Raw genomic sequence first — 25,407 nt, 5'->3', positions numbered from 1 at the left:
TTCTCGACAGGTATTCCCATGAGCATTACGCAATTCAAGAACACCGCCACCCTGAAGCTGGAAGAGTCGAACCCCGTCGCCGTGCCGCTGGGGACACCCGTGGCCGTGGCATCGACCACCAGCGTCGAGCGCGACGACGGCGTTGAAACCGGCGTCTGGGAATGCACCCCGGGACGTTGGCGGCGGCAGATCGTTGCCCAGGAGTTCTGCCACTTCATCCAGGGTCGCTGCACCTTCACCCCCGATGGCGGCGAACCGCTGCACATCGAAGCCGGCGATGCACTGATGATGCCTGCCAATAGCCTCGGCATCTGGGATATCCAGGAAACCGTGCGCAAAACCTACGTGCTGATTTTTTAAAAAGCCTGGTTTTTGATCCTTTGATTGCCTGCCAATAACAACAACCCTCAGGAATCGACTCATGATCCGAAAGACACTCGCCCTGGCCCCATTGATGCTGGTCGCCTCCATCAGCCAGGCGGCCGAAAACGTCAAAATCTACAACTGGTCGGACTACATCGCGCCGGACACCACGAAAAACTTCCAGAAAGAAACCGGCATCGCCTTCACCTACGACGTCTACGACAGCAACGAAACCCTCGATGGCAAGTTGATGACTGGCAAATCCGGTTACGACGTGGTGTTCCCGTCCAACCACTTCATGGCCCGGCAGATTGAAGGCGGGGCGCTGAAGAAACTCGACAAGAGCCAATTGCCGAACTGGAAAAACCTTAATCCTGTGTTGCTCAAGGCCTTGCAGACCAACGATCCGGGCAACGAACACGGCTTCCCGTACCTGTGGGGCAGCACCGGCATCGGCTACAACATTGCCAAAGTCAAAGCGGTGCTGGGCGACAACGCGCCGGTGGATTCGTGGGACCTGATCTTCAAACCCGAGTACATGGAGAAGTTGCAGAAGTGTGGCGTAGCGATCCTGGACAACGGCCCGGAACTGCTGCCCGCCGCACTGAACTACCTCGGGTTGCCGCCTCACAGCAGAAATCCGGACGACTACAAAAAGGCCGAAGCCCTGCTGATGAAAGTGCGGCCGTATGTCAGCTACTTCCACTCGTCCAAGTACACCAGTGACCTGGCCAACGGTGATATCTGCGTGGCGGTCGGTTTCTCCGGCGACATCCTGCAAGCGGAAAACCGTGCCAAGGAAGCCAGGAACGGCATCGACATCGGCTACGCGATTCCCAAGGAAGGCGCCGCCATCTGGTTCGACATGGTCGCCATGCCGGTCGACGCGCCGGACGAGAAGGCCGGCTACGCATTCATGAACTACCTGCTGCGCCCGGACGTCATGGCCGGTGTCAGCAACTACGTGCACTACGCCAATGGCAACGAACAGGCGGACAGCCTGATCGACCCGGCGATCAAGAACGACACCAAGGTGTATCCGAGTCCGGAAATGATGGGCAAGTTGTTTGCGCTTGAGGCGATGCCGCTGAATATTGACCGGGTTCGGACGCGGGTGTGGAACAAGATTCGCACCGGTAGCTGAAACTGTTGATCAGGCAGCCGGGACAGGACGTCCCGCTGCCATTGCTGTGGTATTCGACAATCAACTCGTGGGTTCAGCCGCACAACTCATCTGCCCCGAACCGGGGACCTGGAACAGTACGTCGCTACCGTTCTGCCAAAACCTGTAACTGCCCCTGACATCTTTACCCGCGTACTGGCCTCCCGGATTGCCGGGGGCCTGGGTAAGGGCGACCGAGTTGTTCGCCCATGCCAGGAACACCACGCCCGGCTCGACGGTAAAGAAGGTCGCTGCAACGAGCGCGTTCAAGCCTGCGCAACGGAAGGCCAGCGGACCCTCGGTCTGCCGGCTTGGATCCTTGGTCCTCGCAATGGCCGAGCCCTGGCGCAGTTGATGGGCGCGCTCGGCATAACTGCGGATCGTACACGTCTTTATGTCTGCCTGGGTGCCGCACTGGTTTCGGGTGGCAATCCAGAACCGTTGGTCGATTTCGACCTTGTCCGGGGGCGGAACAGAGCGTTGGTCCGTGAGCGCCAGCTGATACAACCGCGACAGTTCCAGATCCATCTGTGCCAGTCGAGCGTCCTGGCAGACAAGCTTCTCGACCGGCAAACGGGCTGTCGCGCAGTCGAAGCTGGTCTTGAAGGTGGGGGTACGCTTGGCGGCAACCGCACTTAGGCTCACCGTCGCGCATGCAGCGGCGACGAGGAGGGAGACCAGCAATGGCGTGACCTTTAACATGTCGGTTTTACTCGCGGCCCATAAAATCAGTCTTCCTGACGAATCGTAGCCACTTCATCGGACCTGACCTTTACCGTCGCTCCGGAAATATCCTCGAACTCGTAGAAGCCGTCTTTGGTCTTGGTTTTCGGCATGTCCTTGGTCAAATACTGGGTGCCGTTCTGCAGGGTTACGACGGTTGGCGTCGAGCAACCGGCCAACGCCAGAATAGCGGCTATTGCCAAGGGTAGACCCAGAGTCTTGATGTTCATGTTCATTTCTCCTGCGTAATGGAAACAGCGCGGCCAGTCCGATCCGCTGCAGCGCTATCGCGATTGGTGTCGTGGATCGGATGAAAGTTCTCCCATCCTGAAAATATAGCGGACTGTGCTGCCATTGATCCTTTTCCGTTTGCACCGGACTGAGTGAAACTGGTATCTGTATGCATAACCAGTATTCGATAGCCTTGGCCCGATGACCCGTGACTGCAACCCCTCTTGACGATCCGTTCTATTACCTCAACAACTTCATGCAAGTGCTTGATTGGCTTGAGCTTCGCTACGCCGATGTGCTGAGCGTCGAGGAGCAGTCCTTCATTGGCGATTTCAAACGCTTGCCCCGTGAATCGAAGGCACTCCTGGTCAGGATGGTGATGCGCAAAGGCATTCACTTCAGGGCGAGCAAACTGCATTACGACGAAATCGGTGATATCGACACCGCAGCCGGACCACTGCTTGAACTGGGGTGGGTCGATGAACACATGCCGTTGTCGATCGATACGCTGTTCGAGGTGCTGCTCAAGGCGGAAATCCTCCAGTGTTTCAGCGCTGCCATCGACCAGCCCAAGGGCAAAAAAAACGATTGGCTGCCTGCATTGCGCGAACAGTTCCCGCAAACGCAAAGCTTCAACGACTGGTGCCCGTCGCTGGAGGAGCGCTTGTTCAGCCTGACCATCATGGGCCTGTGCGATCGACTGCGCTTGATGTTTTTCGGCAATCTTTATCAGGACTGGTCGGAGTTCGTACTGGCCGACCTCGGTGTCTACACCTACGAAAAAGTCGAGTTCTGCGCAGATTCACGGGGCTTGCGCAGCCGTGACGATGTGGATGCGTGCCTGCTGCTGCACGACTATCAGCAACAGTTCGAGGCCGCAGAGGCGCTGGACGAAGTGGTTGAACGGATTGCGGGTTTGGTTTTGGACAACCCCTGGTTGCAACGACGACGTGGCAAGCTGCTGTTCCAGATGGCCCAACACTGTGAACGCATTGCGGATTTCTCCACGGCCCTGAACCTGTACCGCCAATGTAGCTATCCCGGCGCACGCGCTCGGTTGATTCGGGTGCTGGAACGCTGCGGTGAATTCCAGTTGGCCCTGGAACTGGCGACGCGAGCCGAACAGGCGCCGGAAAGTGCCGCCGAACAACAGCAATTGCTCCGCGTGTTGCCCAGGTTACGTCGCAAGCTCGGCGGGCCGCCGATAAAACGCGCGTCGCCTCGGTCCATGCAGCGGTTGGATCTGCAATTGCCCAGAGGCGAACCGGCGTTGTCGGTGGAGTTTCATGTTCAGGCGCATTTGTCGGAAGAAACGGCGCCGGTGCATTACGTCGAAAACAGCCTGATCAATTCGCTGTTCGGGCTGCTGTGCTGGCCGGCGATTTTTGCGCCGTTGCCGGGGGCCTTTTTCAACCCGTTCCAGCGCGGGCCCGTGGATCTGCTGAACGAAGACTTCCATGGCCGTCGGGCAGCGTTGTTTCAGGCGTGCCTTGATGAACTCGACGACGGGCGTTACCGCCAGACCATTCGTGAACGCTATGCCAGCAAATGGGGCGTGCAGTCGCCGTTCGTGTTCTGGAGCGTGCTCAGCGAAGAACTGCTCGAACAGGCTCTGGACTGCTTGCCTGCCGAGCACCTCAAACACTGGTTCAACCGCCTGTTGCTGGACATCAAGGCCAACCGTGCCGGCATGCCGGACCTGATCCAGTTCTGGCCGCAGGAAAAGACCTACCGCATGATCGAGGTCAAGGGGCCGGGGGATCGACTTCAGGACAACCAGGTTCGCTGGCTCGAATTCTGCCATGAACACCAGATGCCGATTGCCGTCTGCTATGTGCAATGGGCGGAGCCGGACACTTGAGCTACAGCATTGCGGTACGGGCGCTGTGTGAGTTCACAGCCAAGGTCGGCGACCTCGATCTGCGTTTCACTCCGTCACCGACAGCGCTGGAAGGCATTGTCGGGCATCGCACGGTGGCGTCTCGTCGCAGTGATAGCTATCAAAGCGAAGTGCCCCTTGAAGGATGCTTTCAGACGTTGACCGTCAAGGGCAGGGCGGACGGCTATGACCCGGCGCAAAACTGCCTGGAAGAGGTCAAGACCTACCGTGGCGACTTGAGCAAGCAACCCGCCAACCACCGGGAGTTGCACTGGGCCCAGGTGAAAATCTACGGTTGGCTGATGTGCCGAAAACTCGATCTGGCACACATCAATCTGGCGCTGGTGTATTTCGATATCGTCAGCGAGAAGGAAACCTGTCTGGCCGAAGCGTTTGGCGCCGATGAGCTGCAAGCGTTTTTCGAGGCGCATTGCGCGCGGTTCCTGCATTGGGCCGAGCAGGAGATGGCCCATCGCGAAAGGCGCAATCGGGCGGCGCAACAGTTGACCTTTCCCCATGCCGACTTTCGACCGGGGCAGCGTCACCTCGCCGAGTCGGTGTACAAGGCCGTCAGCACCGGCCGCTGCCTGATGGCCCAGGCTCCAACAGGAATCGGCAAAACCCTTGGCACGTTATTTCCCATGCTCAAGGCTATGGCGCCGCAGGAACTGGACAAGGTGTTTTTTCTCACGGCGAAGACCCCGGGGCGAAAATTGGCACTGGATGCCGCCCAGGTGATTCTTGAAGGCGTCGATGCGCCACCCTTGCGGGTTTTGGAAATGATCGCCCGGGACAAGGCCTGTGAACACCCGGACAAGGCCTGTCATGGCGAATCCTGTCCGCTGGCTCGCGGCTTCTATGATCGTCTGCCGGCGGCGCGTCAGGCCGCCAGCCAGTTGAGCCTGTTGAACCAGGGGGCCTTGCGCGAAGTCGCCCTGGCGCACGATGTCTGCCCGTATTATCTGAGTCAGGAAATGGCGCGATGGGCGGACGTCGTGGTTGCCGACTACAACTACTACTTCGATTTCAGCGCATTGCTGTTCGGATTGGCGCAGGCCAATAACTGGAAAGTCGCGGTGCTGGTCGACGAGGCTCACAACCTGGTGGAGCGTGGTCGCCAGATGTACAGCGCCAGCCTTGATCAAGCAGCACTCAATGACGTGCGAAAATCGGCACCCGAAGCACTGAAAAAGCCTTTGCAACGGGTCAATCGTGAATGGAATGCGCTGCATAACCTGCAAACCGGCATCTATCAGGCCTATGACAAGGCCCCGGAAAAACTGCTTCAGGCATTGTCTTCGTGCAGCGCCAGCATTGGCGACTATCTGAACGATCACCCCCTGGGACTCGATAGCGCACTGCAAAGCTTCTATTTCGACATCCTGCAATTTGGCCGGGTGGCCGAGTTGTTCGATGAGCAGTTTCTGTTCGATATCAGCAAGCGCGATCTCGACCGCAAACGCCCGCTCTCGCAGTTGTGTTTACGCAACGTGGTGCCTGCGGGGTTTATCCGTCCCCGCCTGACCGCTGCCCGCAGTACCGTGCTGTTTTCCGCGACCCTCAGCCCCCGACACTATTACGCCGATTTGCTGGGTACCCCGGCAGACACGGTGTGCATCGACGTTGAATCACCGTTTCACGCCGACCAACTGCAAGTACACATCGTCAGCCAGATCTCCACGCGGTTCGTTCACCGCCAGTCATCCCTTGAACCGATAGTGGCGCTGATCGCCAGGCAGTTCACCGAACGTCCCGGCAATTACCTGGCGTTTTTCAGCAGCTTCGATTATTTGCAGCAGGTGGCGCAGTTGCTGGGCGAGAGCCATCCGCATATCAAGTTATGGTCGCAGTCCCGAGGCATGGCGGAAGAGCAACGCCAGCAGTTTCTCGACCAGTTCAGCGCCGACGGTCAAGGCGTCGGTTTCGCGGTGCTCGGCGGGGCGTTCGGTGAAGGTATTGATTTGCCCGGTGCGAGGCTGATCGGTGCGTTCATTGCCACCTTGGGGCTGGCACAACTCAACCCGGTCAATGAACAGTTGAAACATCGTATGGCGGCGATCTTCGGTGCCGGTTACGACTACACCTACCTGTTTCCCGGTGTGCAGAAAGTGGTTCAGGCGGCGGGGCGGGTGATTCGCACCCAGCAGGATCAAGGGGTGGTGATGTTGATTGATGACCGCTTTGGCGAGGGCAAGGTCAGGCAGTTGTTGCCCCGTTGGTGGTCGATTTCTACTTCGCCTCTTTACCCTGCGATGTGAGCGATCCCATGGCCTGTCTACACTCCGATTGACCGCGACAACCAGGTGAAGACTTTCATGCGAGTTACCGCTCGCGGTTAATCGAGCTTTCCAATTTGGTGGTTTGTCGCATACTCCACAGAAACAATCAGGTGGCGCATCCATGAGTGAAGATCGAACCAGGTCCAACGCAATCGACGACAGTCGCTTTCGACTGCTGATCGATGCAGTGATCGACTACGCGATCTACATGATTGATCCCGATGGCATCATCACCAGCTGGAACGCTGGCGCCAGGCGTTTCAAGGGTTATGAAGAAGCCGAGATTCTCGGCCAGCATTTCTCGCGTTTCTATACCGAAGACGATCGCCGTGCCGGGTTGCCCCAGCGGGCGCTTGACACGGCGCTCACTGAAGGGCGTTTCGAAGGTGAGGGCTGGCGGGTGCGCAAGGACGGCACGCACTTTTGGTCCCATGTGGTGATCGACCCGATTCGCGACTCGTCGGGCACCTTGCTGGGGTTCGCCAAGATCACTCGGGACCTGACCGACCGCAAAATGGCCGAAGAAGTGCTCAAGCAAAGCGAGCAACAGTTTCGCCTGCTGGTGCAAAGCGTGACGGACTATGCGATCTACATGCTTGCCCCGGATGGACGGCTGACCAACTGGAATCCGGGGGCTCAGCGCATCAAGGGCTATTTTCCCGAGGAGGTCATCGGCCAGCATTTTTCGATGTTCTACACCCCCGAGGACCGCGCTGCCGGCGAGCCGCAACGCACGCTGGAGGTCGCTGTTCGAGAGGGGCGCTTTGAAAACAAAGGCTGGCGGGTGCGCAAGGACGGTACGCGGTTCCTCGCCCATGTGGTCGTGGACCCGATCTGGGGCGACACCGGGACCTTGCTCGGGTTTGCCAAGATTACCCGGGATATCACCGAAGTCACGCAAGCCCAACAAGCACTCGAAACCACTCGCGAAGCGCTGTTCCAGGCGCAGAAAATGCAGGCAATCGGTCAGCTCAGCGGCGGGATCGCCCATGACTTCAATAATCTGCTGACGGTGATCCTCGGCAATCTGGAAATCGTGCGCAAACGCGTGACGGACGATTCGAAACTCATCCGCCTGATCGACAACGCAACCCAAGGCGCCTTGCGAGGCGTTTCCCTGACCCAGCGAATGCTGGCCTTTGCCAGGCGACAGGAACTCAAATCCGAACCGGTACAGCTGCCAAAGCTGATCGAAGGTATTTCCGGACTGTTGCGCAGTTCGCTGGGACCTTCTGTGGAAGTCGAGATCCGTTTTCCAAGGGATCTGGAGCCCGTGCTGGCTGACGTCAATCAGTTGGAACTGGCCGTGCTCAATCTGGCGACCAACGCCCGGGATGCGATGCCCCTCGGCGGGAAAATCCTGATCAGTGCAAGAACAGAGGAGGTCGCTGAAAGCAGCCGTTCATCCCTGGCAGTTGGGCGCTATGTCTGCCTGGATGTGACCGATACCGGGGAGGGCATGGACGAAGTCACGCTGGCCTCTGCGATGGATCCGTTCTTTACCACCAAGGGTGTCGGCAAAGGCACAGGGCTCGGACTGTCGATGGTGCATGGGTTCATTGAGCAACTGGGCGGGCGCTTTATCCTCAACAGCCAGAAGGACTTTGGCACGACCGCCGAGCTCTGGTTGCCGGTTGCCACCAACGGCTCTGCCGCCAAACCGGCGGTGCAGGAGGCGGCCATTACGGTGCCTCGCCTGTGTGTGCTGGTGGTGGACGATGACAGCCTGGTACTGACCAGTACGAGCCTGTTGCTGGAGGACTTGGGACACCGGGTCGTCAGTGCCGCCTCCGGGGCCAGGGCTCTGGAGTTGTTCGACAGCGAACCGGATATCAATCTGGTCATCACCGACATGGCCATGCCGCAGATGAGTGGTGCGCAACTGGCCCACGCCATCCGCCTGATGAATCCTGCGTTGCCAATCATCCTCGCTACCGGTTATGCCGAGCGCCTTGAGGGGTTTGCGGCTCATTTACCCCGGCTGTCCAAACCGTTTACCCAGCTCAACCTGGTGGAAATCATCGCCCGGGCGATGAAGTGACACGGCGCTTGCGCCGCTCGTAGCGGGCCAGCATCGGCTGGGTGCTGATGCCATGCACCAGAATGCTCAGCGCCACGACCGAGAGCGTGATATCGGCGCATAACGTCGCGACCGACGGCATCAAGTCATGGTTCAAGGCATAGAACAGGTAGTAAAAACTACCGATGCCGCGGATACCGAACCAGCCGATCAGCAGGCGTTGCGGGCCATCGATCAACCGGCCCCACGGCATCAGCGCGACGCTCAGGGGGCGGATTATCCCGAACAACACCAGCGCAATCACCAGGGCTCGCCAGTCCCAGTGGGTGATCAGCACCACCCCCAGCAGCGTCACCAGAAACACTTCCATGGCGCGCTCCACCAAGCTGCCAAATGAAAGCATATCGCCCATCATGATCCCGGCCGCAACCTGAGATTCCTCAAGGTTGTCGACGTCACCGTGCACCGCGTCCTCGGGTTCGACGTTCTGATGGCCTACCACGGCTTTAACCAGATGTTCCGCCGGTGTGTGGGCATCGCCCGCTGTCCTGACCTCGGCCTGACGCAACCCCAGGCCAGCGGCAAACACCGAGAGAAAACCGTAGCCCTGAATCGCTTCGGCCACGACATAGGCCAAGGCAATCAGGGCAAGGGCCAGGTAATCATTGGGCGAGAAGGTGCTTTCGGCATTCCTGATGCGCATGAACAGCGTCAGACGGCCAATGCCGCGCCCCATCCAGTACCCGGTCAGCAAACCTGCGGGCAATGCCCACAACAGTTGCTTCAATGCCCAGTCATCAAGCCAGGCGTACGTGTCGCCGCTGTGCTGCATCAGCAGCAACCCGAGGATGACAAAGGGGAAGGCGATCCCGTCGTTGAGACCAGCCTCGCCCGTCAGCCCGAACCGTACCGTATCGTAGTCCTTGGCATCGTTGACCTGCACCAGTGACGCCAGCACCGGGTCGGTGGGCGCCAGGATCGCCCCGATCAACAGCGACGGCCCCCACGGTAATGCAAAACCGAAGTGCAGCAATAAGCCGACACCGATAATGGTCAGGACCATCACCGGTCCCGCCAGGGTGAATGCCACTCGCCATCGAAGGTCGCGAAGGGGCAAACGCAGTTTCAAGCCGCAGACAAACAGTGAAAAAAGCACGGCGACTTCGGACAGATGCTCCATCCAGAACGCCGCTTCCTTGATATCGAGCCTGAGCAATCCCAGTCCCGCCGGCCCGATGACCACACCCAGCACCAGACAGACCGCGGAAGTGGTCACCGGCAGCCAGCGCAGGTAAGACGATGTCAGTGCCAGTGTCAGCAACACCGCACCCAACACCGCCACCCAGGCGGTGAAGTCCATCAACTGACTGTAGCGCGTAGGTACTCAGGGGTAAGCACGTTGAACGCGGTAAACCCGATGCATTGATTGACCGTGGGCATGGACTCAAAGGTACATGACATCCAGCGATGAGCTTCCTCTTCCTGGCGAATATCCGTCCAGGCGAAGTTCGGTTGAGTGAACAGCTTGAAGACGGGCGCGGACATGACAACCTCCAGGTATCAAGACCTATAGGGTGTTGAGCCCTGGAGGTCGCCACGGGTTCAATTATTCCGCCGTATCACAGCATCGATTTAATGACACACACAAGAACCTGTAGGAGCAAGCTTGCTCGCGAAAGTGGTGTGTCAATCAACAAAAATGTTGACTGTGATACCGCCATCGCGAGCAAGCTTGCTCCTACAGGGGGGAGCGGGGGGCTTCGGGGAGAATCAGGCCTTCAGGTTGCGCAAGCTGCGCTCCATCCGCGCCAGGCCTTCTTCCAGCAGCGAGCGTGGGCAGCCGAAGTTCAGGCGCACGAATTGCTTGCAGTCATCGCCAAAATCCAGTCCGGCGCTCAGGCCGACCTTGGCCTGTTCAAGGAAGAACTGCTGCGGATTGTCCAGCCCCAGCGCCGAGCAATCCAGCCAGGCCAGGTAAGTACTTTGCGGCACGTTCATGGTGATGCCCGGCAAACGGGTGCGCACGGCGTCGACCAGGTAATCGCGGTTGCCTTGCAGGTAAACCTTCAACTCGGCGAGCCACGGTGCCGCTTCGCTGTAGGCCACGCGAGTGGCTTCCATGCCCAGCGGGTTGACGCTGTCGACCATGCCGCAACGGGCGTGGTTGACGCGCTCGCACACGTGGCGGTCCTGAATGATCATGAACGAGGTTTTCAGGCCCGCGATGTTGTAGGCCTTGCTCGCCGACATCAGCGTGATGGTGCGTTGGGCGATTTGCGGGCTCAGGGTGGCCATCGGAATGTGCGTGCGGCCGTCGAAGCACAGCTCGGCGTGGATCTCGTCGGAGATGATCCAGGCGTCGTGCTCCATGCAGATATCGGCTATGGCTTGCAGCTCTTCCCGGGGAAAGGCTTTACCCAACGGGTTGTGCGGGTTGCTCAGCAGCAGCGCGCCGCCGCCCTGCAAGGATTCGCTCAAAGTTGCGAGCGGCGTGGCATAGGTGCCGTCCGGCAGCGAATCGAAACTCAGCTCTACCTTGTTCAGCCCCCAATGCCCCGGCGCATGGCGCAGCGGCGGATAGTTTGGAACCTGCACGACGACATTCTGTTGTGCCTGTACCAGCGCCTTGAGCGCCATGTTGAAGCCCGACTCGACCCCCGGCAGGAAGATCAGCTCTTGCGGCTCGACGCGCCAGGCGTACTTGGTCCAGAGATCGGCGACGATCGCTTCGCGCAAGTCGTCCTGGGCAACGCTGTAGCCGACCATCGGGTGCTCCAGGCGTTTTTGCAGGGCCTGGACAATCACCGGCGGCGCGGCGAAGTCCATGTCGGCGACCCACATCGGCAACACATCGGCCGGGTAGCGGCTCCATTTGGTGCTGCCGGTGTTGTGGCGGTCGAACACCTGATCAAAATCGAAAGTCATGCGCGGTCTCGTAAGCGGGGTTGAACATGCGCCAATGATAAGCGCCAACCTACTGCAGGAGCGAGCCTGCTCGCGATGGTGGGTCAGATACGCTGATGTCAGCTGACACACCATCGCGAGCAGGCTCGCTCCCACAAGGGTCTTCGCAGCAAGCTGATTTTGTCCGACGGTCGGTTGTCATGGTGAATTCGACAGCATTGGCTAAAGTTGAAGTGTCGGCACTCAGACTGCCGCCACCGTGGTTGTTCAAAAAGACCCGGCCATGTACCGGGTTCCACCTGATCAGGAGTGCACGATGGATCTCAGCCGTCGTCAGTTCTTCAAGGTCGCCGGTATCGGCCTTGCAGGCTCTAGCCTTGGCGCGTTGGGCATGGCCCCAACGGCTGCCTTTGCCGAACAGGTGCGTCATTTCAAGCTCGCCCACACCCATGAAACCCGCAACACCTGCCCGTATTGCTCGGTCGGTTGCGGTTTGATCATGTACAGCCAGGGCGATCATGCGAAGAATGTCGCGCAAAACATCATCCATATAGAAGGTGACGCCGACCACCCGGTCAACCGCGGCACCCTTTGCCCCAAAGGCGCAGGCCTGCTGGACTTCATTCACAGCCCCGGACGCCTGCAATACCCGCAGATGCGCAAGCCCGGCAGCACCGAGTGGACGCGCATTTCCTGGGATGAAGCACTGGACCGCGTGGCCGACCTGATGAAGGCCGACCGCGACGCCAACTTCGTCGAGAAAAACGCCCAGGGCCAAACGGTGAACCGCTGGCTCACCACCGGGTTCCTCGCGGCCTCGGCGGCGTCCAACGAAGCGGGCTACATCACCCACAAGGTCATTCGCAGTCTCGGCATACTGGGGTTTGATAACCAGGCGCGTGTCTGACACGGCCCGACGGTGGCAAGTCTTGCCCCGACGTACGGCCGTGGTGCCATGACCAACCACTGGACCGATATCGCTAACGCGAATCTGGTTCTGGTGATGGGCGGCAACGCAGCAGAAGCGCATCCGTGCGGCTTCAAATGGGTGACCGAAGCCAAGGCGCACAACAACGCCCGGCTGATCGTGGTCGATCCGCGTTTTACACGGACCGCTTCGGTGGCCGATTTTTACGCGCCGATCCGCACCGGCACCGACATCGCCTTCATGGGCGGGCTGATCAATTACCTGCTGACCGAGGACAAGATCCAGCACGAATACGTGCGCAATTACACTGACGTGTCGTTCATCGTCAAAGCCGGGTATGGCTTCGAGGACGGGATTTTCAGCGGTTACGACGCGGCCAAACGGACGTACACCGACAAGTCCGGCTGGGGTTATGAGCTAGGTGAAGACGGCTTCGCCAAAGTCGACCCGACCCTGCAAGACCCGCGTTGCGTCTATCAACTGATGAAGCAGCACTACAGCCGCTACAACATCCAGTTGGCGAGCCAGATCTGTGGCATGCCGGTCGATGCGATGCAAAAAATCTGGGAAGAGATCGCCACGTGCTCGCAACCGGGCAAGACCATGACGATTCTCTATGCCCTGGGCTGGACTCAGCACTCGATTGGCGCGCAGATCATCCGCAGCGCGGCGATGGTGCAACTGCTGTTGGGCAACGTCGGCATGCCGGGCGGGGGCGTGAATGCCTTGCGCGGGCACTCCAATATCCAGGGCCTGACCGATCTGGGCCTGCTGTCGAACTCGCTGCCGGGCTACCTCACGCTGCCCACCGATGCCGAGCAGGATTACAACGCCTACATCGTCAAGCGCACGCAAAAACCGTTGCGCCCAGGGCAGCTGTCCTACTGGCAGAACTACGGCAAGTTCCATGTCAGCCTGATGAAAGCCTGGTACGGCGCCAATGCCACGGTCGAGAACAACTGGGCCTACGACCACCTGCCGAAGCTGGACATTCCCAACTACGACATCCTCAAGGTGTTCGACCTGATGGGCCAGGGCAAGGTCAACGGCTACATGTGCCAGGGCTTTAACCCCATCGCCGCGCTGCCCGATAAAAACCGGGTGATGGCGGCACTGGCCAAGCTGAAATGGCTGGTGGTGATGGACCCGCTGGCCACCGAGACCTCGGAGTTCTGGCAAAAGGTCGGGCCGTATAACGACGTCAACAGCGCCGAGATCCAGACCGAAGTCATTCGCTTGCCCACGACCTGTTTCGCCGAGGAAGACGGCTCTCTGGTCAACAGCAGCCGCTGGTTGCAATGGCACTGGAAGGGCGCCGATGGCCCCGGCGAAGCGCGCACCGACATACGGATCATGTGTGAACTGTTCCTGCGTCTGCGCCAGCGATACGAGAAAGAGGGCGGCAAATACCCCGATCCGATGCTGAAACTGTCGTGGCCGTACAAGATTGCTCACGAGCCTTCACCGGAAGAACTGGCCAAGGAAATCAACGGCTACGCCACCACGGATTTCACCGACGCGACGGGCGCGGCGATCAAGGGCAACGCGCAATTGGCCGGGTTCGGTCAACTCAAGGACGACGGCAGTACGGCATCCGGGTGCTGGATTTTCTGCGGCAGCTGGACCGAGGCGGGCAACCAGATGGCGCGCCGTGACAACAACGATCCGTTCGGCATGCATCAGCATCAAGGTTGGGCGTGGGCCTGGCCGGCGAACCGACGGATTCTCTATAACCGCGCTTCGGCGGATTTGTCCGGCAAGCCGTGGGATCCGAAAAAACGCCTGGTGTGGTGGAACGGCAAGGCCTGGGGCGGCACCGATGTGCCGGACTACAAGGCCGACGTGGCGCCGGAAGCGGGGATGAATCCGTTCATCATGAACCCCGAAGGCGTGGCACGGTTCTTCGCCGTCGACAAGATGAACGAAGGCCCGTTCCCCGAACACTACGAGCCGTTCGAGACGCCAATTGGTATCAACCCGCTGCATCCGCAAAACAAGAAAGCCACCAGCAACCCGGCCGCGCGAATCTTCGATTCGGTATGGGAAACCCTCGGCGTGGCCAAGGATTACCCGTACGCCGCCACCAGCTACCGGTTGACCGAGCATTTCCACTTCTGGAGCAAGCACTGCAAGCTCAACGCGATTACCCAACCGGAGCAATTCGTTGAAATTGGCGAAGTGCTGGCCAAGGAGAAAGGCATCGTCGCCGGTGACCGGGTGCGGGTCAGCAGCAAGCGCGGTTTCATTGAAGCGGTGGCGGTGGTGACCAAGCGGATTCGTCCGCTGCAGGTCAACAATCAGGTGGTGCACCAGATCGGTATCCCGTTGCACTGGGGTTTCACGGGCCTCACGCGACACGGCTACCTGACCAACACCCTGGTGCCGTTCCTCGGCGATGGCAACACACAGACCCCGGAATCCAAGTCATTCCTGGTCAACGTGGAGAAAGTCTAAATGGCCAGCCAAGACATCATCGCCCGCTCGGCCACCACCACACCCGCGCCCTCGGTGCGCGGCGTGGATGAAGTCGCCAAGCTGATCGACACCACCAAATGCATCGGCTGCAAGGCTTGCCAGGTCGCCTGCTCGGAATGGAACGAGTTGCGCGACGAGGTCGGCCATAACCATGGCACCTACGACAACCCGCAAGACCTCACCGCGGAAACCTGGACGTTGATGCGCTTCACCGAGCACGAAACCGACGCCGGCAACCTGGAGTGGCTGATCCGCAAGGACGGTTGCATGCACTGCGCCGAACCCGGTTGCCTGGCGGCGTGCCCCAGCCCCGGTGCGATCATCAAGCACGCTAATGGCATCGTCGATTTCGATCAGGATCATTGCATCGGTTGCGGCTACTGCATCACCGGTTGCCCGTTCAACATTCCGCGCATCTCGCAAAAGGATCACAAAGCTTACAAATGCACGTTGTGTTCGGACCGGGTGGCGGTGGGGCTGGAACCGGCCTGCGTGAAGACCTGTCCAACCGGCGCCATCGTGTTCGGCACCAAGGACGACATGAAGGAACATGCCGCCGAGCGCATCGTCGACCTCAAGAGTCGTGGCTTTGAAAACGCCGGTCTGTACGACCCCGAAGGCGTTGGCGGTACCCACGTGATGTATGTGTTGCACCACGCCGACACGCCGCGGATTTATGCCGGGTTACCTGATCATCCCGCGATCAGCCCGTTGGTAGGACTGTGGAAGGGCATCAGCAAACCTCTGGCGTTGTTGGCCATGGGGGCGGCGGTGCTGGCCGGGTTCTTCCATTACGTGCGCATCGGACCGAACCGTGTCGAGGAAGATGAGCACCCCAGTCCACCGGACACCTCGGTGCATGAGGTTGATCCGGCGGTCCATACCTTCGATCCACGCGGGGAGGGCAGGCCATGAGCAACAAGACCATCCTGCGCTACACCAGCAACCAGCGTACCAATCACTGGCTGGTGGCGATTCTGTTCCTGATGGCCGGGTTGTCCGGGCTGGCGTTGTTCCATCCGGCGCTGTTCTGGCTGAGCAACCTGTTCGGCGGCGGGCCATGGACGAGGATCCTGCACCCGTTCATGGGCGTGCTGATGTTCGTGTTTTTCCTCGGTCTGGTGTTGAGCTTCTGGCGCGCCAACTTCTTCATTGCCAATGATCGCCTGTGGCTCAGGCGCATCGATCGGGTGATGGCCAATGACGAGGAGGATGTGCCTGCGGTGGGCAAATACAACGCCGGGCAGAAGCTGCTGTTCTGGACTTTACTGCTGTGCATGCTGGTGCTGTTGTTCAGCGGTCTGGTGATCTGGCGGGCGTATTTCAGCGAGTACTTCGGCATCACCTCGATTCGTTGGGCGATGTTGCTGCATGCGCTGGCCGGGTTCGTGCTGATCCTGAGCATCATCGTGCACATCTACGCCGGACTCTGGATCAAGGGTTCGGTCGGCGCCATGCTGCATGGCTGGGTCAGCCGTCCCTGGGCGAAGAAACACCATGAACTCTGGTACCGCGAGGTGACCCGTGACGAGGCACCTAAACCACCGATCACCAAAAAGGGCTGACCGTTGCCAACCATCCTCGAACCCGGACAAATCGAAGCGGCGGCCAGTTCGCCGCCGTTTCTGCACCTGCCGCCGCACACACTTTTTGATCTGCGCGCCCAGCGCCTGGAACAGCTGGCCGAGGGGCATCCGCTGGCCGATTATCTGCGCCTCATCGCCGGGTTGTGCCGGGTGCAACAGCATGTGCTGGACAACCCGCCGCTGTGCGAACCGCTGGATCTACAACGCATTGAGGTCTGCCAGCAACACGGCTTGCCGCCCTTCGCGGCCGACAGCCTGGTGCGCGAAGACGACTGGCAGCCGTATCTCGATGCATTGCTGGAAAGCTACCCGGCACCGTCGCAACCGGCTGTGACCGACGCACTGGCAGCGTTGAACCAGGCCAGCCCCGGTCAGCGACGCGCCTGGGCGGTGGCACTGGTTAGCGGCCAGTTTTCGCTGGTGCCGGCAGCGTTGGTGCCGTTTCTCGGTGCGGCCCTGCAAACGGCCTGGAGCCACTGGCTGTTGAGCACGCCCAACCTGCAACTCAAGCCCGGCGACAGCCTCAGCCAATGCCCGGCCTGCGGTTCACCGGCCATGGCCGGGGTGATCCGCAATCGTGGCAAACACAACGGCTTACGCTATCTGGCCTGTTCCTTGTGTGCCTGCGAGTGGCATGTGGTGCGGGTCAAATGCGTGTACTGCGAACAGAGCAAGGGGCTGGACTACCTCAGCCTTGAGGACGATCGCCACGCCGCCAATCAGGCACCGTTGCGCGCCGAGATGTGCCCGAGCTGCAACACGTATCTGAAATTGTTGTACCTGGAAAACGACGCCCATGCCGAAGCGCTGTCGGCGGACCTGTCCAGCCTGATGCTCGACATGCGCCTGGCCCAGGACGGCTACCAGCGTCTGGCGCCGAATCTGTTGCTGGCACCGGGAGACGAATGACCACAGCGTCTACACTCTGGCGCGACGGTCTTTCGATTTCAGGAGTGCCAGATGTCCGCCAGCGGTGCCAGCCATCACCTGCGTTTGCCTTCCGTTGACAGTCTGTTGCGTCATGCGGCGTACCAGCCGTTGGCCGAGCGCTTTGGACGCGACGCGTTACTTGCCGCCCTGCGTCAATTGCTCGACGAGTTGCGCGACGATGTTCAGCAGCGTTTGCTCGCGCCGGTTGAGGTCAGCCCCGAGGTGCTGGCGGGTAGAGTCGGCGAGCGGTTGGCCAGCCAACACCGCAGCCATGTGCGGCGGGTATTCAACCTCACCGGCACCGTTCTGCACACCAACCTCGGCCGGGCGTTGTTGCCCGAAGAAGCGATAGAGGCCGTACAAATGGCCGCTCGCTATCCGCTCAATCTGGAATTTGACCTGCAAACCGGCAAGCGCGGCGACCGCGACGATTTGATCGAAGGCCTGATCCGCGAATTGACCGGCGCCGAAGCCGTGACCGTGGTCAACAACAATGCCGCCGCTGTGCTGCTGACCCTCAACAGCCTGGGGGCGCGCAAGGAAGGCATCATCTCCCGAGGCGAGTTGATCGAAATCGGCGGCGCTTTTCGTATCCCCGACATCATGGCCCGCGCCGGGGTAAAGCTGCATGAAGTCGGCACCACCAACCGCACCCACGCCCGCGACTACGAAGCGGCCATCAGCCCGCGCAGCGGCTTGATCATGCGCGTGCACGCGAGCAACTACAGCATTCAGGGTTTCACCACGAGTGTGCCGACCGCCGAGTTGGCGCAATTGGCCCATCAACATGGGTTGCCGTTGCTCGAAGACCTCGGCAGCGGCAGCTTGCTGGATCTGACCCGTTGGGGCTTGCCCGCCGAACCGACGGTGCGGCAGGCGCTGCAGGATGGTGCGGACATTGTCACCTTCAGCGGCGACAAACTGCTTGGTGGCCCGCAGGCCGGGCTGATTGTCGGAAGCAAAGCGCTGATTGCCAAGATCAAGAAGAACCCGCTCAAGCGCGCCTTGCGTGTCGATAAACTGACCCTCGCCGCCCTCGAAGCGGTGTTGAACCTGTACCGCAACCCGGACCGTCTGGCCGAGCGGTTGCCGAGCCTGCGCCTGCTGACCCGGCCGCAAAACGAAATTCTGGCCCAGGCTGAACGCCTGCGCCCGACGCTGGCCACGGTAGTGGGCGAGGAGTGGACCGTCAGTGCGTTACCGGCCCTGGGCATGATCGGCAGCGGCAGCCAACCGGTGGCGCGGTTGCCCAGCGCCGCATTGTGTCTGCGGCCGCTCACGTCGAAGCGTTTGCGTGGGCGTGCCTTGTTGAATCTGGAGGAAGCCTTTCGACGTTTGCCGATTGCCGTGCTCGGTCGCATTGACGATGACGCCCTGTGGCTGGACTTGCGGCAACTGGATGACGAACCGGCGTGGCTGGCGCAGCTCGATCAATTGCACATGGAGGGCCGGGCAGGGTGATTGTCGGCACCGCAGGGCACATCGACCACGGCAAGACGGCCTTACTCCAGGCGCTCACGGGCCAGGCAGGTGACCGACGCCGGGAAGAACGCGAACGCGGCATGACCATCGACCTCGGTTATCTCTATGCGGCGCTGGAGCCGAGAGCGGGCCTGACCGGTTTCATCGATGTGCCCGGTCACGAGCGCTTCACTCACAACATGCTGGCCGGGGCTCAAGGCATTGATCTGGTGTTGCTGGTGGTGGCTGCCGATGATGGGGTGATGCCGCAGACCCGCGAACATCTGGCGATTGTCGAACTGCTGGGCATTCCCCGGGCAATCGTTGCGATCAACAAATGTGACCGGGTCGATAGCGCCAGGATCGAAACCGTACACCAGCAAATCCGCGCCTTGCTGGCCCCCGGACCCTATGTCGATGCACCGCTGATTGCAGTGTCGAGTATCACCGGCGAAGGCGTCGAAAGCTTGCGCCAACAGCTGTTGCAAACCCAGCGCGAAGTGCAGCAACGCAGTACCGAAGGCGGCTTTCGCCTGGCGATCGATCGGGGATTCAGCATTGCCGGTGCGGGCATCGTGGTCACCGGCACGGCGTTGTCGGGGCAAGTGGCGGTGGGCGATACGTTGTTGCTGGGACCGCAGGGCAAACCGGTGCGCATTCGCGGGTTGCATGCACAGAACCAGACGGCAGACAGCACTTTTGCCGGTCAACGCGTGGCCCTGAACCTGAGCGCGGATCGCCTGGCGCTGGAGCAGATTCATCGTGGTCACTGGTTGCTTGCCGACTGGCTTCACGCACCCACCGAGCGCCTGGATATCGACCTGCAACTGCTGGCGAGCGAGTCTCGCGCTTTCGAACACTTCCAACCGGTTCACGTTCACCTCGGCACGCAGGACGTGACCGGGCGAGTGGCCTTGCTCGAAGGCGCCAGCCTGCCACCGGGCGAGCGCATGTTTGCGCAAGTCTTGCTCAATTCACCCGTGCACGCCGTGAAGGGTGACCGGCTGATCCTGCGCGACCAAAGCGCTCAGAGAACGCTCGGTGGCGGTCGGGTGCTCGACCCGTTTGCCCCCAGTCGCCAACGGCGCAGCCCCGAACGCCTGGCGCAATTACACGCTTTGGCCAACAGCGAGAAACTGGAAGAGATCCTGCCGGCGTTGCTGTCCCTCAGTGATGTCGGACTGGACCCGCAACGCGTGGAGCGTCAGTTCAATCGACCTCGCAACACCTGGGCGTTGCCCGACGACATTCGAATGATCGACACCCGGCAAGGCCCGTTGCTGTACAGCACCGCCCGTTGGGAAGCTCTGAAAGCTCCATTGCTTGCGCACCTCGCACGCTTTCATGAACTGGAACCCGACCAGATGGGCCCGGACCGCGACCGCTTGCGGCGCTTTACCGGCACCGCGCTCGACCGCCCGACCTTCATCAGCCTGCTCGACGAGTTATTGGCCAGTGGCGACATCGCCAGCAGCGGTCCGTGGCTGCATCTTCCCGACCATCAGGTGCGCTTGAGTGAAGAAGACGAAGCGCTGTGGCAACGCTTGCAACCGCTGTTCGAACAAGCCGGTTTCGATCCGCCGTGGGTGCGCAACCTGGGGCATGACGAAGCGACCGTGCGCGCGCTGTTGCGCAAAATGGCGCGTCTGGGCCTGTTGCATCAAGTGGTGCGTGACCTGTTCTACACCGACAGCATGATCCGTCGATTGGCAGCTATGCTTGTGCAACTGGCGGCCGTCGACCCGGTGATTCAGGTGACGGCGTTTCGCGATGCCGTCGGTTTGGGGCGCAAGCGCAGCATTCAGATTCTGGAATACTTCGACCGCATAGGCTTGACCCGGCGCTTCGGTGATCGTCGGCAGATTCGTCTGGACAATGCATTGGCTCAACACCCCGAGCCCTGATTTCAAGGAAGGCAATCGCGCCCGGTGGCGCGGCCGGGCTTCAAACCCGGTTGGGGACGGCATCCGTTCCCGGGCAGGTTCGACTCCGGCTGCCTTCCGCCAATTCTCTGCTCCGGGTCGATATCCCGCCCGGCGCTCTCCACGGCAGTCGAACTGGATGGATGATGCACTTTTTGATTTCACCGTATTTGAAACATGGACGAAACATTCAAGCCCTATGATTCGCGTCATCGAAAACAGAGGGCAAGGAAGAGATGAATCGGCCATCAAGAAGCGTGCGCAAACTGCTCGACTCCGTCGCCTCCAACAATGAGGCAGCGGCGCTCGATGTGATGCGTGCAGCTGAGCAACTCAAGGACGAGGTGTTGCGCCAACGGTTGCTCAACCTGATCCACCAGCTCCATCAGGACGCCTATGATTTGCGGATGGCGCGGGATGAGATCCAGGGCGGAACCATCAAACTGGCCTAGACGAGCGAAAAAAACTTCAAAAGAAGCCACTCAATCGAGTGGCTTCTTTGTTTTTGGCCGGGATTAAATACCGCTGAACATGCCGATGATCACGGCGTTGACCAGGTCAATGAAAAAGCCACACACCAACGGCACGATCAGGAAGGCCTGGTGGGCTGCGCCGTACTTTTGCGTCACGGTCGTCATGTTGACAATGGCCGTTGCGGTGGAGCCGAGGGTTATGCCGCCGAACCCGGAAGCGATCACGCTGGCTTCGTAATCGCGCCCCATGAAGCGGAAGACCACAAAATACGTGTAGACGACGGTCAACAGAATTTGCAGGGTCAACGCGCACATTATGAACATCAAGGCGCCGCTGAGCTGCCATAACTGAAGCCCCATCAGGGCCATGGTCAAAAACATGCCCAGGCAGATATCCGAGATCAGTGCCAGACCCAGGCTCGCGCCGCTCCAGGTTTTCAATCGCGAATCACCCAGCACGGCCAGAACGATGTGGTGAATGACGATGCCCGCGAACAGGCAGCTGACGAACTTGGGCAGGGTGATGCCGGCATCGACCAGCAGCAGGTTGAGTCCATAGCCGAGCATCAGGGTCAGGTTGAGCCACATCCATGCCCAGAGCACGTCGTAGTAGTCCAGTGCCTTGCTCGGTTGTTGCTCGAGAATGCCGACTTCCAGCTCCGCATCCCGGGAAGGCGTCAGGCCATGACGATTGATCAAACGATTGGCGATAGGGCCGCCAATCACGCAAGCGGCGATCAGACCCACGGTGTTGCTGGCGATCCCCAGTTCATGGGCGTTACTGATGCCCAGTTTTTCGACGAAGATCGGTGCCCAGGCCAGGGTGGTGCCGACCCCGCCGGTAAGGGAAATCGAGCCCACCATCAAACCCGCCTTGGGATCGAACCCAAAGGCTTCGGCCACACCCATGCCCAGCGTGTTTTGCAAAACAATGAATACGCTGGCGAGCACCAGCAGGATCAGCAGCGGGCGTCCGCCTTTGATGAGTTGGCGCATGTCCGATCGCAAACCAATACCGGCAAAGAAGTAGAGCAGCAACGTGTCGCGGATCTGCAAATCGAATTCGATCTGAATATTGAGGCCGAAGTACAGGAGCGACGTTACCGCCGCACAGACGAACCCGCCGACTACCGATTCGGGAATGCAGTATTGGCGTAGAAACGTGTTGTGTTGAACGATGGTTTTACCGAGGAACAGCAGGAGTATCGCAAGGGTAAAACTCACGAGTCCGTGAACTTCAAAGAGCTGGGAGGTCATCGAAAGCCCGCCTGGAAATCTGAAAAGTGCATTATCAGGATATAGCCGTCCAATGTTCAGACCTGCGTCAATGAACGGTGATTGGAACATAGCAGGAAAGCCGGAGCCTTCCTGTTTTCCCCCAAGGATCATGATTGCGAGTCGCAGAACTCGGCTAGTGCCCGAATCTCGGGACCATCACCCAGCGGCTCGCAAAGGGGAGGCAGCCGAAATCTGACAACCATTTATCGGTGAACTACGCTGCGAAACAAGCCTCTATCTGAATTTTTTGTGAAGTAAGGAAATGACCCATGCGGAGCAGGGTGCTCGCTGTATTGTTGACTGTATTCGGTCTGTTCTGGTCAGCGTTGTCATGGGCTGATGAAACACCCAAGGTGATCGATGCGCCCGCTGAACTGAAAGTGGCCAACCGCAGCATCATGGTGTTTCGAGCGACGATCCTCGGCGAAGCGCCGGCGTCGCGGGTCAAACGGGCGAAAGGGGTCATCGGCGAAGCCCTGGATGAAGCGGATGACCTGAGTGTCACCGTTGACCCTGTGCTGAAAAGCTACATGGTGCTGTTGGGCAGTCGCCGTGCCTTTATCGTGTCGCCCAAGGATTACGATGAAACCGAGTACGAATCGGCGCAACAGGCAGCCGAAGCGGCGGCTGCAAAACTGCGACAGGTAGTGGCCGAAATCCAGGAAGGCCGCAGCCTGCGGTTGATACTGCGGTCGGTGGCTGCGGCGTTGCTCGCCACGGGGATCTACCTCGGGCTACTGCTGTGCATGGTGTTTCTGCGTCGCCGGGTGCTCAAGCGACTGCCCGAACTGATGCACAAGCACACCCAGGCGATCAAGGTCGGACGGGTGCCGTTGTTCGACGCCAAGTTTCTCTATCCGCTGGTCAGCCGCCTGCTCGAGTTTCTGCGTTGGGTCATCGTGTTGTTGCTGACGTATGAGTGGCTGGGGTTTGTCCTGTCGCGTTTTCCCTATACCCGGCCATGGGGTGAAAGCCTCAACAACTATCTGTTGGAAGTCGGCGATTATTTATTGCAAGGCATCCTCGGCGCGATACCCGGCCTGGGCGTGGCGTTGGCGATCTTTTTCATCGCTCGCGGCGCCACGGCGTTCATGCGCCGGATTCTGCGCCGCATGGCCATGCCCGGCACCTTCAGCTGGCTGAACCATGAAACCCTGCAACCGACCCAACGCCTGACGTCCCTGGCCATCTGGCTGTTTGCGTTGGCCATGGCGTATCCGTACCTGCCGGGAGCGGGTACCGATGCGTTCAAAGGCTTGTCGGTACTGGTCGGTCTGATGATTTCACTGGGTGCTTCCAGCGTGGTCGGGCAGGCTGCGGCCGGGTTGATCCTGACGTACACCCGAACCTTGCGCCCCGGTGAGTTCGTGCGCATTGGCGATCACGAAGGGACAGTCACCGAACTGGGTATGTTCACCACCAGTATTCGCACCGGTCTGGGCGAGGTGTTGACGTTGCCCAACTCGATGATCACCGGCACGGTCACCAAGAACTATTCACGGGTCGTACAAGGCCCCGGTTACGTGGTCGATACCGTGGTGACCATCGGCTACGACACTCCGTGGCGACAGGTCGAAGGGATGTTGCTGGAAGCTGCAAGGCGCACGCCCGGGATTCTCGAAAACCCACCCGCACAAGTGTTTCAAACGGCATTGTCAGATTTCTACCCGGAGTACCGTCTGGTGGCCCAGGCCATTCCAAGCCAGCCTCGGCCGCGCGCGGTGTTGCTCAGCATGTTGCACGCCAACATTCAGGATGTGTTCAACGAGTACGGCGTGCAGATCATGTCGCCGCACTATCTGGGTGATCCGCAACAAGAAAAGTGGGTGCCCAAGGACAAGTGGTTTACGGCTCCAGCGCAAGAACCCAAAGATCGTTGACCACCACTGAAAGGGAATTCGCAGCATGCTTGAGTTTCTGCTCCACGCCTTGCGGACCGACCCGGAAATCGCGGTGTTCCTGGCCGGGGCACAAACCGAAGCGGCGTTGATGGCGGGGTAGTCATGGCTTTTTCTGACCACGTGTCGCGCGCGACCTTCCTGGCTTACTAATTATGATTTAATTCGATTCAAAGAGATTCGCTTTGAATCAAGGTTGCGCATGCTTGAGCTGACTGCATTGGTTGGCAAAGGAGTAATGATTATGGCTACATCCGTCAAAACCCGATCTGTAACGGCTCACGTACCTGTAGATCTAGCCGAGAAGGTCGATGAAATGGCCGAGCGTCTGGAACGATCCAAAAACTGGATCGTCAAGCAAGCTCTATGCGCCTGGATCGACCTGGAAGAGGAGCGCAGTCGTCTAACCCGTGAAGCCCTTGCTGATGTAGACGCAGATCGCGTGATTGACCATCAGGCTGTCCAGGCCTGGGCTGACAGTTTGGGAACAGACACGCCGTTACCGGTGCCACACTGATGGAGGTGAAGTGGACTGGCAAGGCACTTACCGATATCTCCCGTCTTTACGAGTTTTTGGCAACAGTAAACAAAACCGCCGCCATTCATACGGTCCGGCAACTTACTTCGACACCAGGTATTTTGCTTGCCAATCCTCGCATTGGTGAGCGCATCGAGGAGTTTGACCCGCGTGATGTGCGTCGAATCCTGGTTGGTCACTACGAACTACGTTACGAAATCCAGGGTACAACCCTCTATCTGCTTCGCTTGTGGCACACACGCGAGAATCGATAGCGATTTGAAGTCTGTCGCTCTCAAAACCCGCTCTCCCGCATAAACACCGCCATCAAATGGGTCGCACCATCCCCCAGCAAACCCCGGCGTTCGCCTTCGATCT

Annotated in this window: 21 protein-coding genes and 1 tRNA gene; 16 read left to right on the top strand and 6 right to left on the bottom strand. The window is 59.7% G+C overall.

Annotation, left to right across the window (positions count from 1 at the left end; all coding sequences use genetic code 11):
* Positions 1-18: 18 nt before the first annotated feature.
* Both QYH43_RS17155 and QYH43_RS17150 read left to right on the top strand, forming a co-directional pair.
* Entirely contained in the window at positions 19-360 is a 342-nt protein-coding gene (locus QYH43_RS17155) for a cupin domain-containing protein (protein ID WP_095152225.1), read from the top strand.
* 61 nt (positions 361-421) lie between these two features.
* Complete coding sequence (locus QYH43_RS17150; protein ID WP_301157549.1) at positions 422-1,507, top strand: polyamine ABC transporter substrate-binding protein; 1,086 nt, start codon at positions 422-424, stop codon at positions 1,505-1,507.
* A 60-nt stretch (positions 1,508-1,567) separates the two neighbouring features.
* Here QYH43_RS17150 and QYH43_RS17145 read toward each other — a convergent pair whose 3' ends face one another.
* Both QYH43_RS17145 and QYH43_RS17140 read right to left on the bottom strand, forming a co-directional pair.
* Positions 1,568-2,227 carry an MliC family protein gene (locus QYH43_RS17145; protein ID WP_301157547.1) on the bottom strand — a complete coding sequence of 220 codons (660 nt, stop codon included), beginning with the start codon at positions 2,225-2,227 and terminating at the stop codon, positions 1,568-1,570.
* A 26-nt stretch (positions 2,228-2,253) separates the two neighbouring features.
* Positions 2,254-2,478, bottom strand: coding sequence for a YgdI/YgdR family lipoprotein (locus QYH43_RS17140; protein WP_095056155.1), 225 nt, complete (start codon positions 2,476-2,478; stop codon positions 2,254-2,256).
* A 209-nt stretch (positions 2,479-2,687) separates the two neighbouring features.
* Here QYH43_RS17140 and QYH43_RS17135 point away from each other — a divergent pair, with 209 nt between their 5' ends.
* The 3 genes from QYH43_RS17135 to QYH43_RS17125 all read left to right on the top strand — a co-directional run bounded on the left by QYH43_RS17135 (position 2,688) and on the right by QYH43_RS17125 (position 8,678).
* Positions 2,688-4,340 (top strand): VRR-NUC domain-containing protein, encoded by a 1,653-nt coding sequence (locus QYH43_RS17135; RefSeq protein ID WP_301157545.1) that lies wholly within the window; start codon positions 2,688-2,690, stop codon positions 4,338-4,340.
* Positions 4,337-6,616 (top strand): ATP-dependent DNA helicase, encoded by a 2,280-nt coding sequence (locus QYH43_RS17130; protein ID WP_301157544.1) that lies wholly within the window; start codon positions 4,337-4,339, stop codon positions 6,614-6,616. Before QYH43_RS17135 ends, QYH43_RS17130 begins: the two co-directional genes overlap by 4 nt.
* A 142-nt stretch (positions 6,617-6,758) precedes the next feature.
* Positions 6,759-8,678 carry a PAS domain-containing sensor histidine kinase gene (locus QYH43_RS17125; protein ID WP_301157542.1) on the top strand — a complete coding sequence of 640 codons (1,920 nt, stop codon included), beginning with the start codon at positions 6,759-6,761 and terminating at the stop codon, positions 8,676-8,678.
* Here QYH43_RS17125 and QYH43_RS17120 read toward each other — a convergent pair.
* The 3 genes from QYH43_RS17120 to QYH43_RS17110 all read right to left on the bottom strand — a co-directional run bounded on the left by QYH43_RS17120 (position 8,656) and on the right by QYH43_RS17110 (position 11,582).
* Positions 8,656-10,017, bottom strand: a complete 1,362-nt coding sequence (locus tag QYH43_RS17120; RefSeq protein ID WP_301157541.1) for a sodium:proton antiporter — start codon at positions 10,015-10,017, stop codon at positions 8,656-8,658. The two genes, QYH43_RS17125 and QYH43_RS17120, sit on opposite strands and share 23 nt — an antisense overlap.
* Positions 10,017-10,202: a hypothetical protein gene (locus tag QYH43_RS17115; protein WP_301157540.1), complete on the bottom strand. Its 186-nt coding sequence runs from the start codon at positions 10,200-10,202 to the stop codon at positions 10,017-10,019. Before QYH43_RS17115 ends, QYH43_RS17120 begins: the two co-directional genes overlap by 1 nt.
* Before the next feature lie 225 nt (positions 10,203-10,427).
* Positions 10,428-11,582, bottom strand: a complete 1,155-nt coding sequence (locus QYH43_RS17110; protein ID WP_301157538.1) for a MalY/PatB family protein — start codon at positions 11,580-11,582, stop codon at positions 10,428-10,430.
* Positions 11,583-11,877: 295 nt separating this feature from the next.
* Between QYH43_RS17110 and fdnG the strand changes: the two genes are divergently transcribed.
* From fdnG to QYH43_RS17070, 8 genes are all read left to right on the top strand, one after another.
* Positions 11,878-14,943, top strand: a complete 3,066-nt coding sequence (gene fdnG / locus QYH43_RS17105) for a formate dehydrogenase-N subunit alpha (protein ID WP_143498433.1) — start codon at positions 11,878-11,880, stop codon at positions 14,941-14,943.
* Positions 14,944-15,879 (top strand): formate dehydrogenase subunit beta, encoded by a 936-nt coding sequence (gene fdxH / locus QYH43_RS17100; protein WP_301157536.1) that lies wholly within the window; start codon positions 14,944-14,946, stop codon positions 15,877-15,879.
* The gene (locus tag QYH43_RS17095; RefSeq protein ID WP_095152215.1) at positions 15,876-16,529 is read left to right on the top strand and encodes a formate dehydrogenase subunit gamma; all 654 of its coding nucleotides are present in this window, start codon (positions 15,876-15,878) and stop codon (positions 16,527-16,529) included. The genes fdxH and QYH43_RS17095 overlap by 4 nt, the downstream gene beginning before the upstream one ends.
* A 3-nt stretch (positions 16,530-16,532) precedes the next feature.
* Positions 16,533-17,459, top strand: a complete 927-nt coding sequence (gene fdhE, locus QYH43_RS17090) for a formate dehydrogenase accessory protein FdhE (RefSeq protein ID WP_301157534.1) — start codon at positions 16,533-16,535, stop codon at positions 17,457-17,459.
* 51 nt (positions 17,460-17,510) lie between these two features.
* Positions 17,511-18,941 carry an L-seryl-tRNA(Sec) selenium transferase gene (gene selA / locus QYH43_RS17085; RefSeq protein ID WP_301157533.1) on the top strand — a complete coding sequence of 477 codons (1,431 nt, stop codon included), beginning with the start codon at positions 17,511-17,513 and terminating at the stop codon, positions 18,939-18,941.
* Positions 18,938-20,845 (top strand): selenocysteine-specific translation elongation factor, encoded by a 1,908-nt coding sequence (selB, locus tag QYH43_RS17080; RefSeq protein ID WP_301157531.1) that lies wholly within the window; start codon positions 18,938-18,940, stop codon positions 20,843-20,845. The genes selA and selB overlap by 4 nt, the downstream gene beginning before the upstream one ends.
* Positions 20,846-20,851: 6 nt before the next feature.
* Positions 20,852-20,947: transfer RNA gene (locus QYH43_RS17075), tRNA-Sec, on the top strand.
* Positions 20,948-21,099: 152 nt separating this feature from the next.
* The gene (locus QYH43_RS17070; RefSeq protein WP_095056168.1) at positions 21,100-21,315 is read left to right on the top strand and encodes a hypothetical protein; all 216 of its coding nucleotides are present in this window, start codon (positions 21,100-21,102) and stop codon (positions 21,313-21,315) included.
* Between the two features lie 63 nt (positions 21,316-21,378).
* Here QYH43_RS17070 and gltS read toward each other — a convergent pair whose 3' ends face one another.
* Positions 21,379-22,593, bottom strand: a complete 1,215-nt coding sequence (gene gltS, locus QYH43_RS17065) for a sodium/glutamate symporter (RefSeq protein ID WP_095152211.1) — start codon at positions 22,591-22,593, stop codon at positions 21,379-21,381.
* A 290-nt stretch (positions 22,594-22,883) separates the two neighbouring features.
* Here gltS and QYH43_RS17060 point away from each other — a divergent pair, with 290 nt between their 5' ends.
* The 3 genes from QYH43_RS17060 (at position 22,884) to QYH43_RS17050 (ending at position 25,304) form a co-directional block, all read left to right on the top strand.
* Positions 22,884-24,494 carry a mechanosensitive ion channel family protein gene (locus QYH43_RS17060; protein ID WP_301157527.1) on the top strand — a complete coding sequence of 537 codons (1,611 nt, stop codon included), beginning with the start codon at positions 22,884-22,886 and terminating at the stop codon, positions 24,492-24,494.
* 262 nt (positions 24,495-24,756) lie between these two features.
* A complete protein-coding gene (locus QYH43_RS17055; RefSeq protein WP_095056248.1) occupies positions 24,757-25,029 on the top strand; it encodes a CopG family ribbon-helix-helix protein in 273 nt (90 codons plus the stop codon).
* Positions 25,029-25,304 (top strand): type II toxin-antitoxin system RelE/ParE family toxin, encoded by a 276-nt coding sequence (locus tag QYH43_RS17050; RefSeq protein ID WP_301157526.1) that lies wholly within the window; start codon positions 25,029-25,031, stop codon positions 25,302-25,304. Before QYH43_RS17055 ends, QYH43_RS17050 begins: the two co-directional genes overlap by 1 nt.
* Positions 25,305-25,407 lie beyond the last annotated feature (103 nt).

The organism is Pseudomonas sp. C32 (genome assembly GCF_030417915.1).
Classification (GTDB): Bacteria; Pseudomonadota; Gammaproteobacteria; order Pseudomonadales; family Pseudomonadaceae; genus Aquipseudomonas.
The sequence above is the reverse complement of the archived record's forward strand: the minus strand, read 5'-3'. Positions and strand labels throughout refer to the sequence as shown.

Excerpts from the sequence above, each read along its gene's own strand:
- QYH43_RS17155 (WP_095152225.1), top strand. The coding sequence starts at position 19 with ATGAGCATTACGCAATTCAAGAACACCGCCACCCTGAAGCTGGAAGAG.
- QYH43_RS17150 (WP_301157549.1), top strand. The coding sequence starts at position 422 with ATGATCCGAAAGACACTCGCCCTGGCCCCATTGATGCTGGTCGCCTCC.
- QYH43_RS17145 (WP_301157547.1), bottom strand. The coding sequence starts at position 2,227 with ATGTTAAAGGTCACGCCATTGCTGGTCTCCCTCCTCGTCGCCGCTGCA.
- QYH43_RS17140 (WP_095056155.1), bottom strand. The coding sequence starts at position 2,478 with ATGAACATCAAGACTCTGGGTCTACCCTTGGCAATAGCCGCTATTCTG.
- QYH43_RS17125 (WP_301157542.1), top strand. The coding sequence starts at position 6,759 with ATGAGTGAAGATCGAACCAGGTCCAACGCAATCGACGACAGTCGCTTT.
- QYH43_RS17120 (WP_301157541.1), bottom strand. The coding sequence starts at position 10,017 with ATGGACTTCACCGCCTGGGTGGCGGTGTTGGGTGCGGTGTTGCTGACA.
- QYH43_RS17115 (WP_301157540.1), bottom strand. The coding sequence starts at position 10,202 with ATGTCCGCGCCCGTCTTCAAGCTGTTCACTCAACCGAACTTCGCCTGG.
- QYH43_RS17110 (WP_301157538.1), bottom strand. The coding sequence starts at position 11,582 with ATGACTTTCGATTTTGATCAGGTGTTCGACCGCCACAACACCGGCAGC.
- fdxH (WP_301157536.1), top strand. The coding sequence starts at position 14,944 with ATGGCCAGCCAAGACATCATCGCCCGCTCGGCCACCACCACACCCGCG.
- QYH43_RS17095 (WP_095152215.1), top strand. The coding sequence starts at position 15,876 with ATGAGCAACAAGACCATCCTGCGCTACACCAGCAACCAGCGTACCAAT.
- selA (WP_301157533.1), top strand. The coding sequence starts at position 17,511 with ATGTCCGCCAGCGGTGCCAGCCATCACCTGCGTTTGCCTTCCGTTGAC.
- QYH43_RS17070 (WP_095056168.1), top strand. The coding sequence starts at position 21,100 with ATGAATCGGCCATCAAGAAGCGTGCGCAAACTGCTCGACTCCGTCGCC.
- gltS (WP_095152211.1), bottom strand. The coding sequence starts at position 22,593 with ATGACCTCCCAGCTCTTTGAAGTTCACGGACTCGTGAGTTTTACCCTT.
- QYH43_RS17060 (WP_301157527.1), top strand. The coding sequence starts at position 22,884 with ATGCGGAGCAGGGTGCTCGCTGTATTGTTGACTGTATTCGGTCTGTTC.
- QYH43_RS17055 (WP_095056248.1), top strand. The coding sequence starts at position 24,757 with ATGGCTACATCCGTCAAAACCCGATCTGTAACGGCTCACGTACCTGTA.
- QYH43_RS17050 (WP_301157526.1), top strand. The coding sequence starts at position 25,029 with ATGGAGGTGAAGTGGACTGGCAAGGCACTTACCGATATCTCCCGTCTT.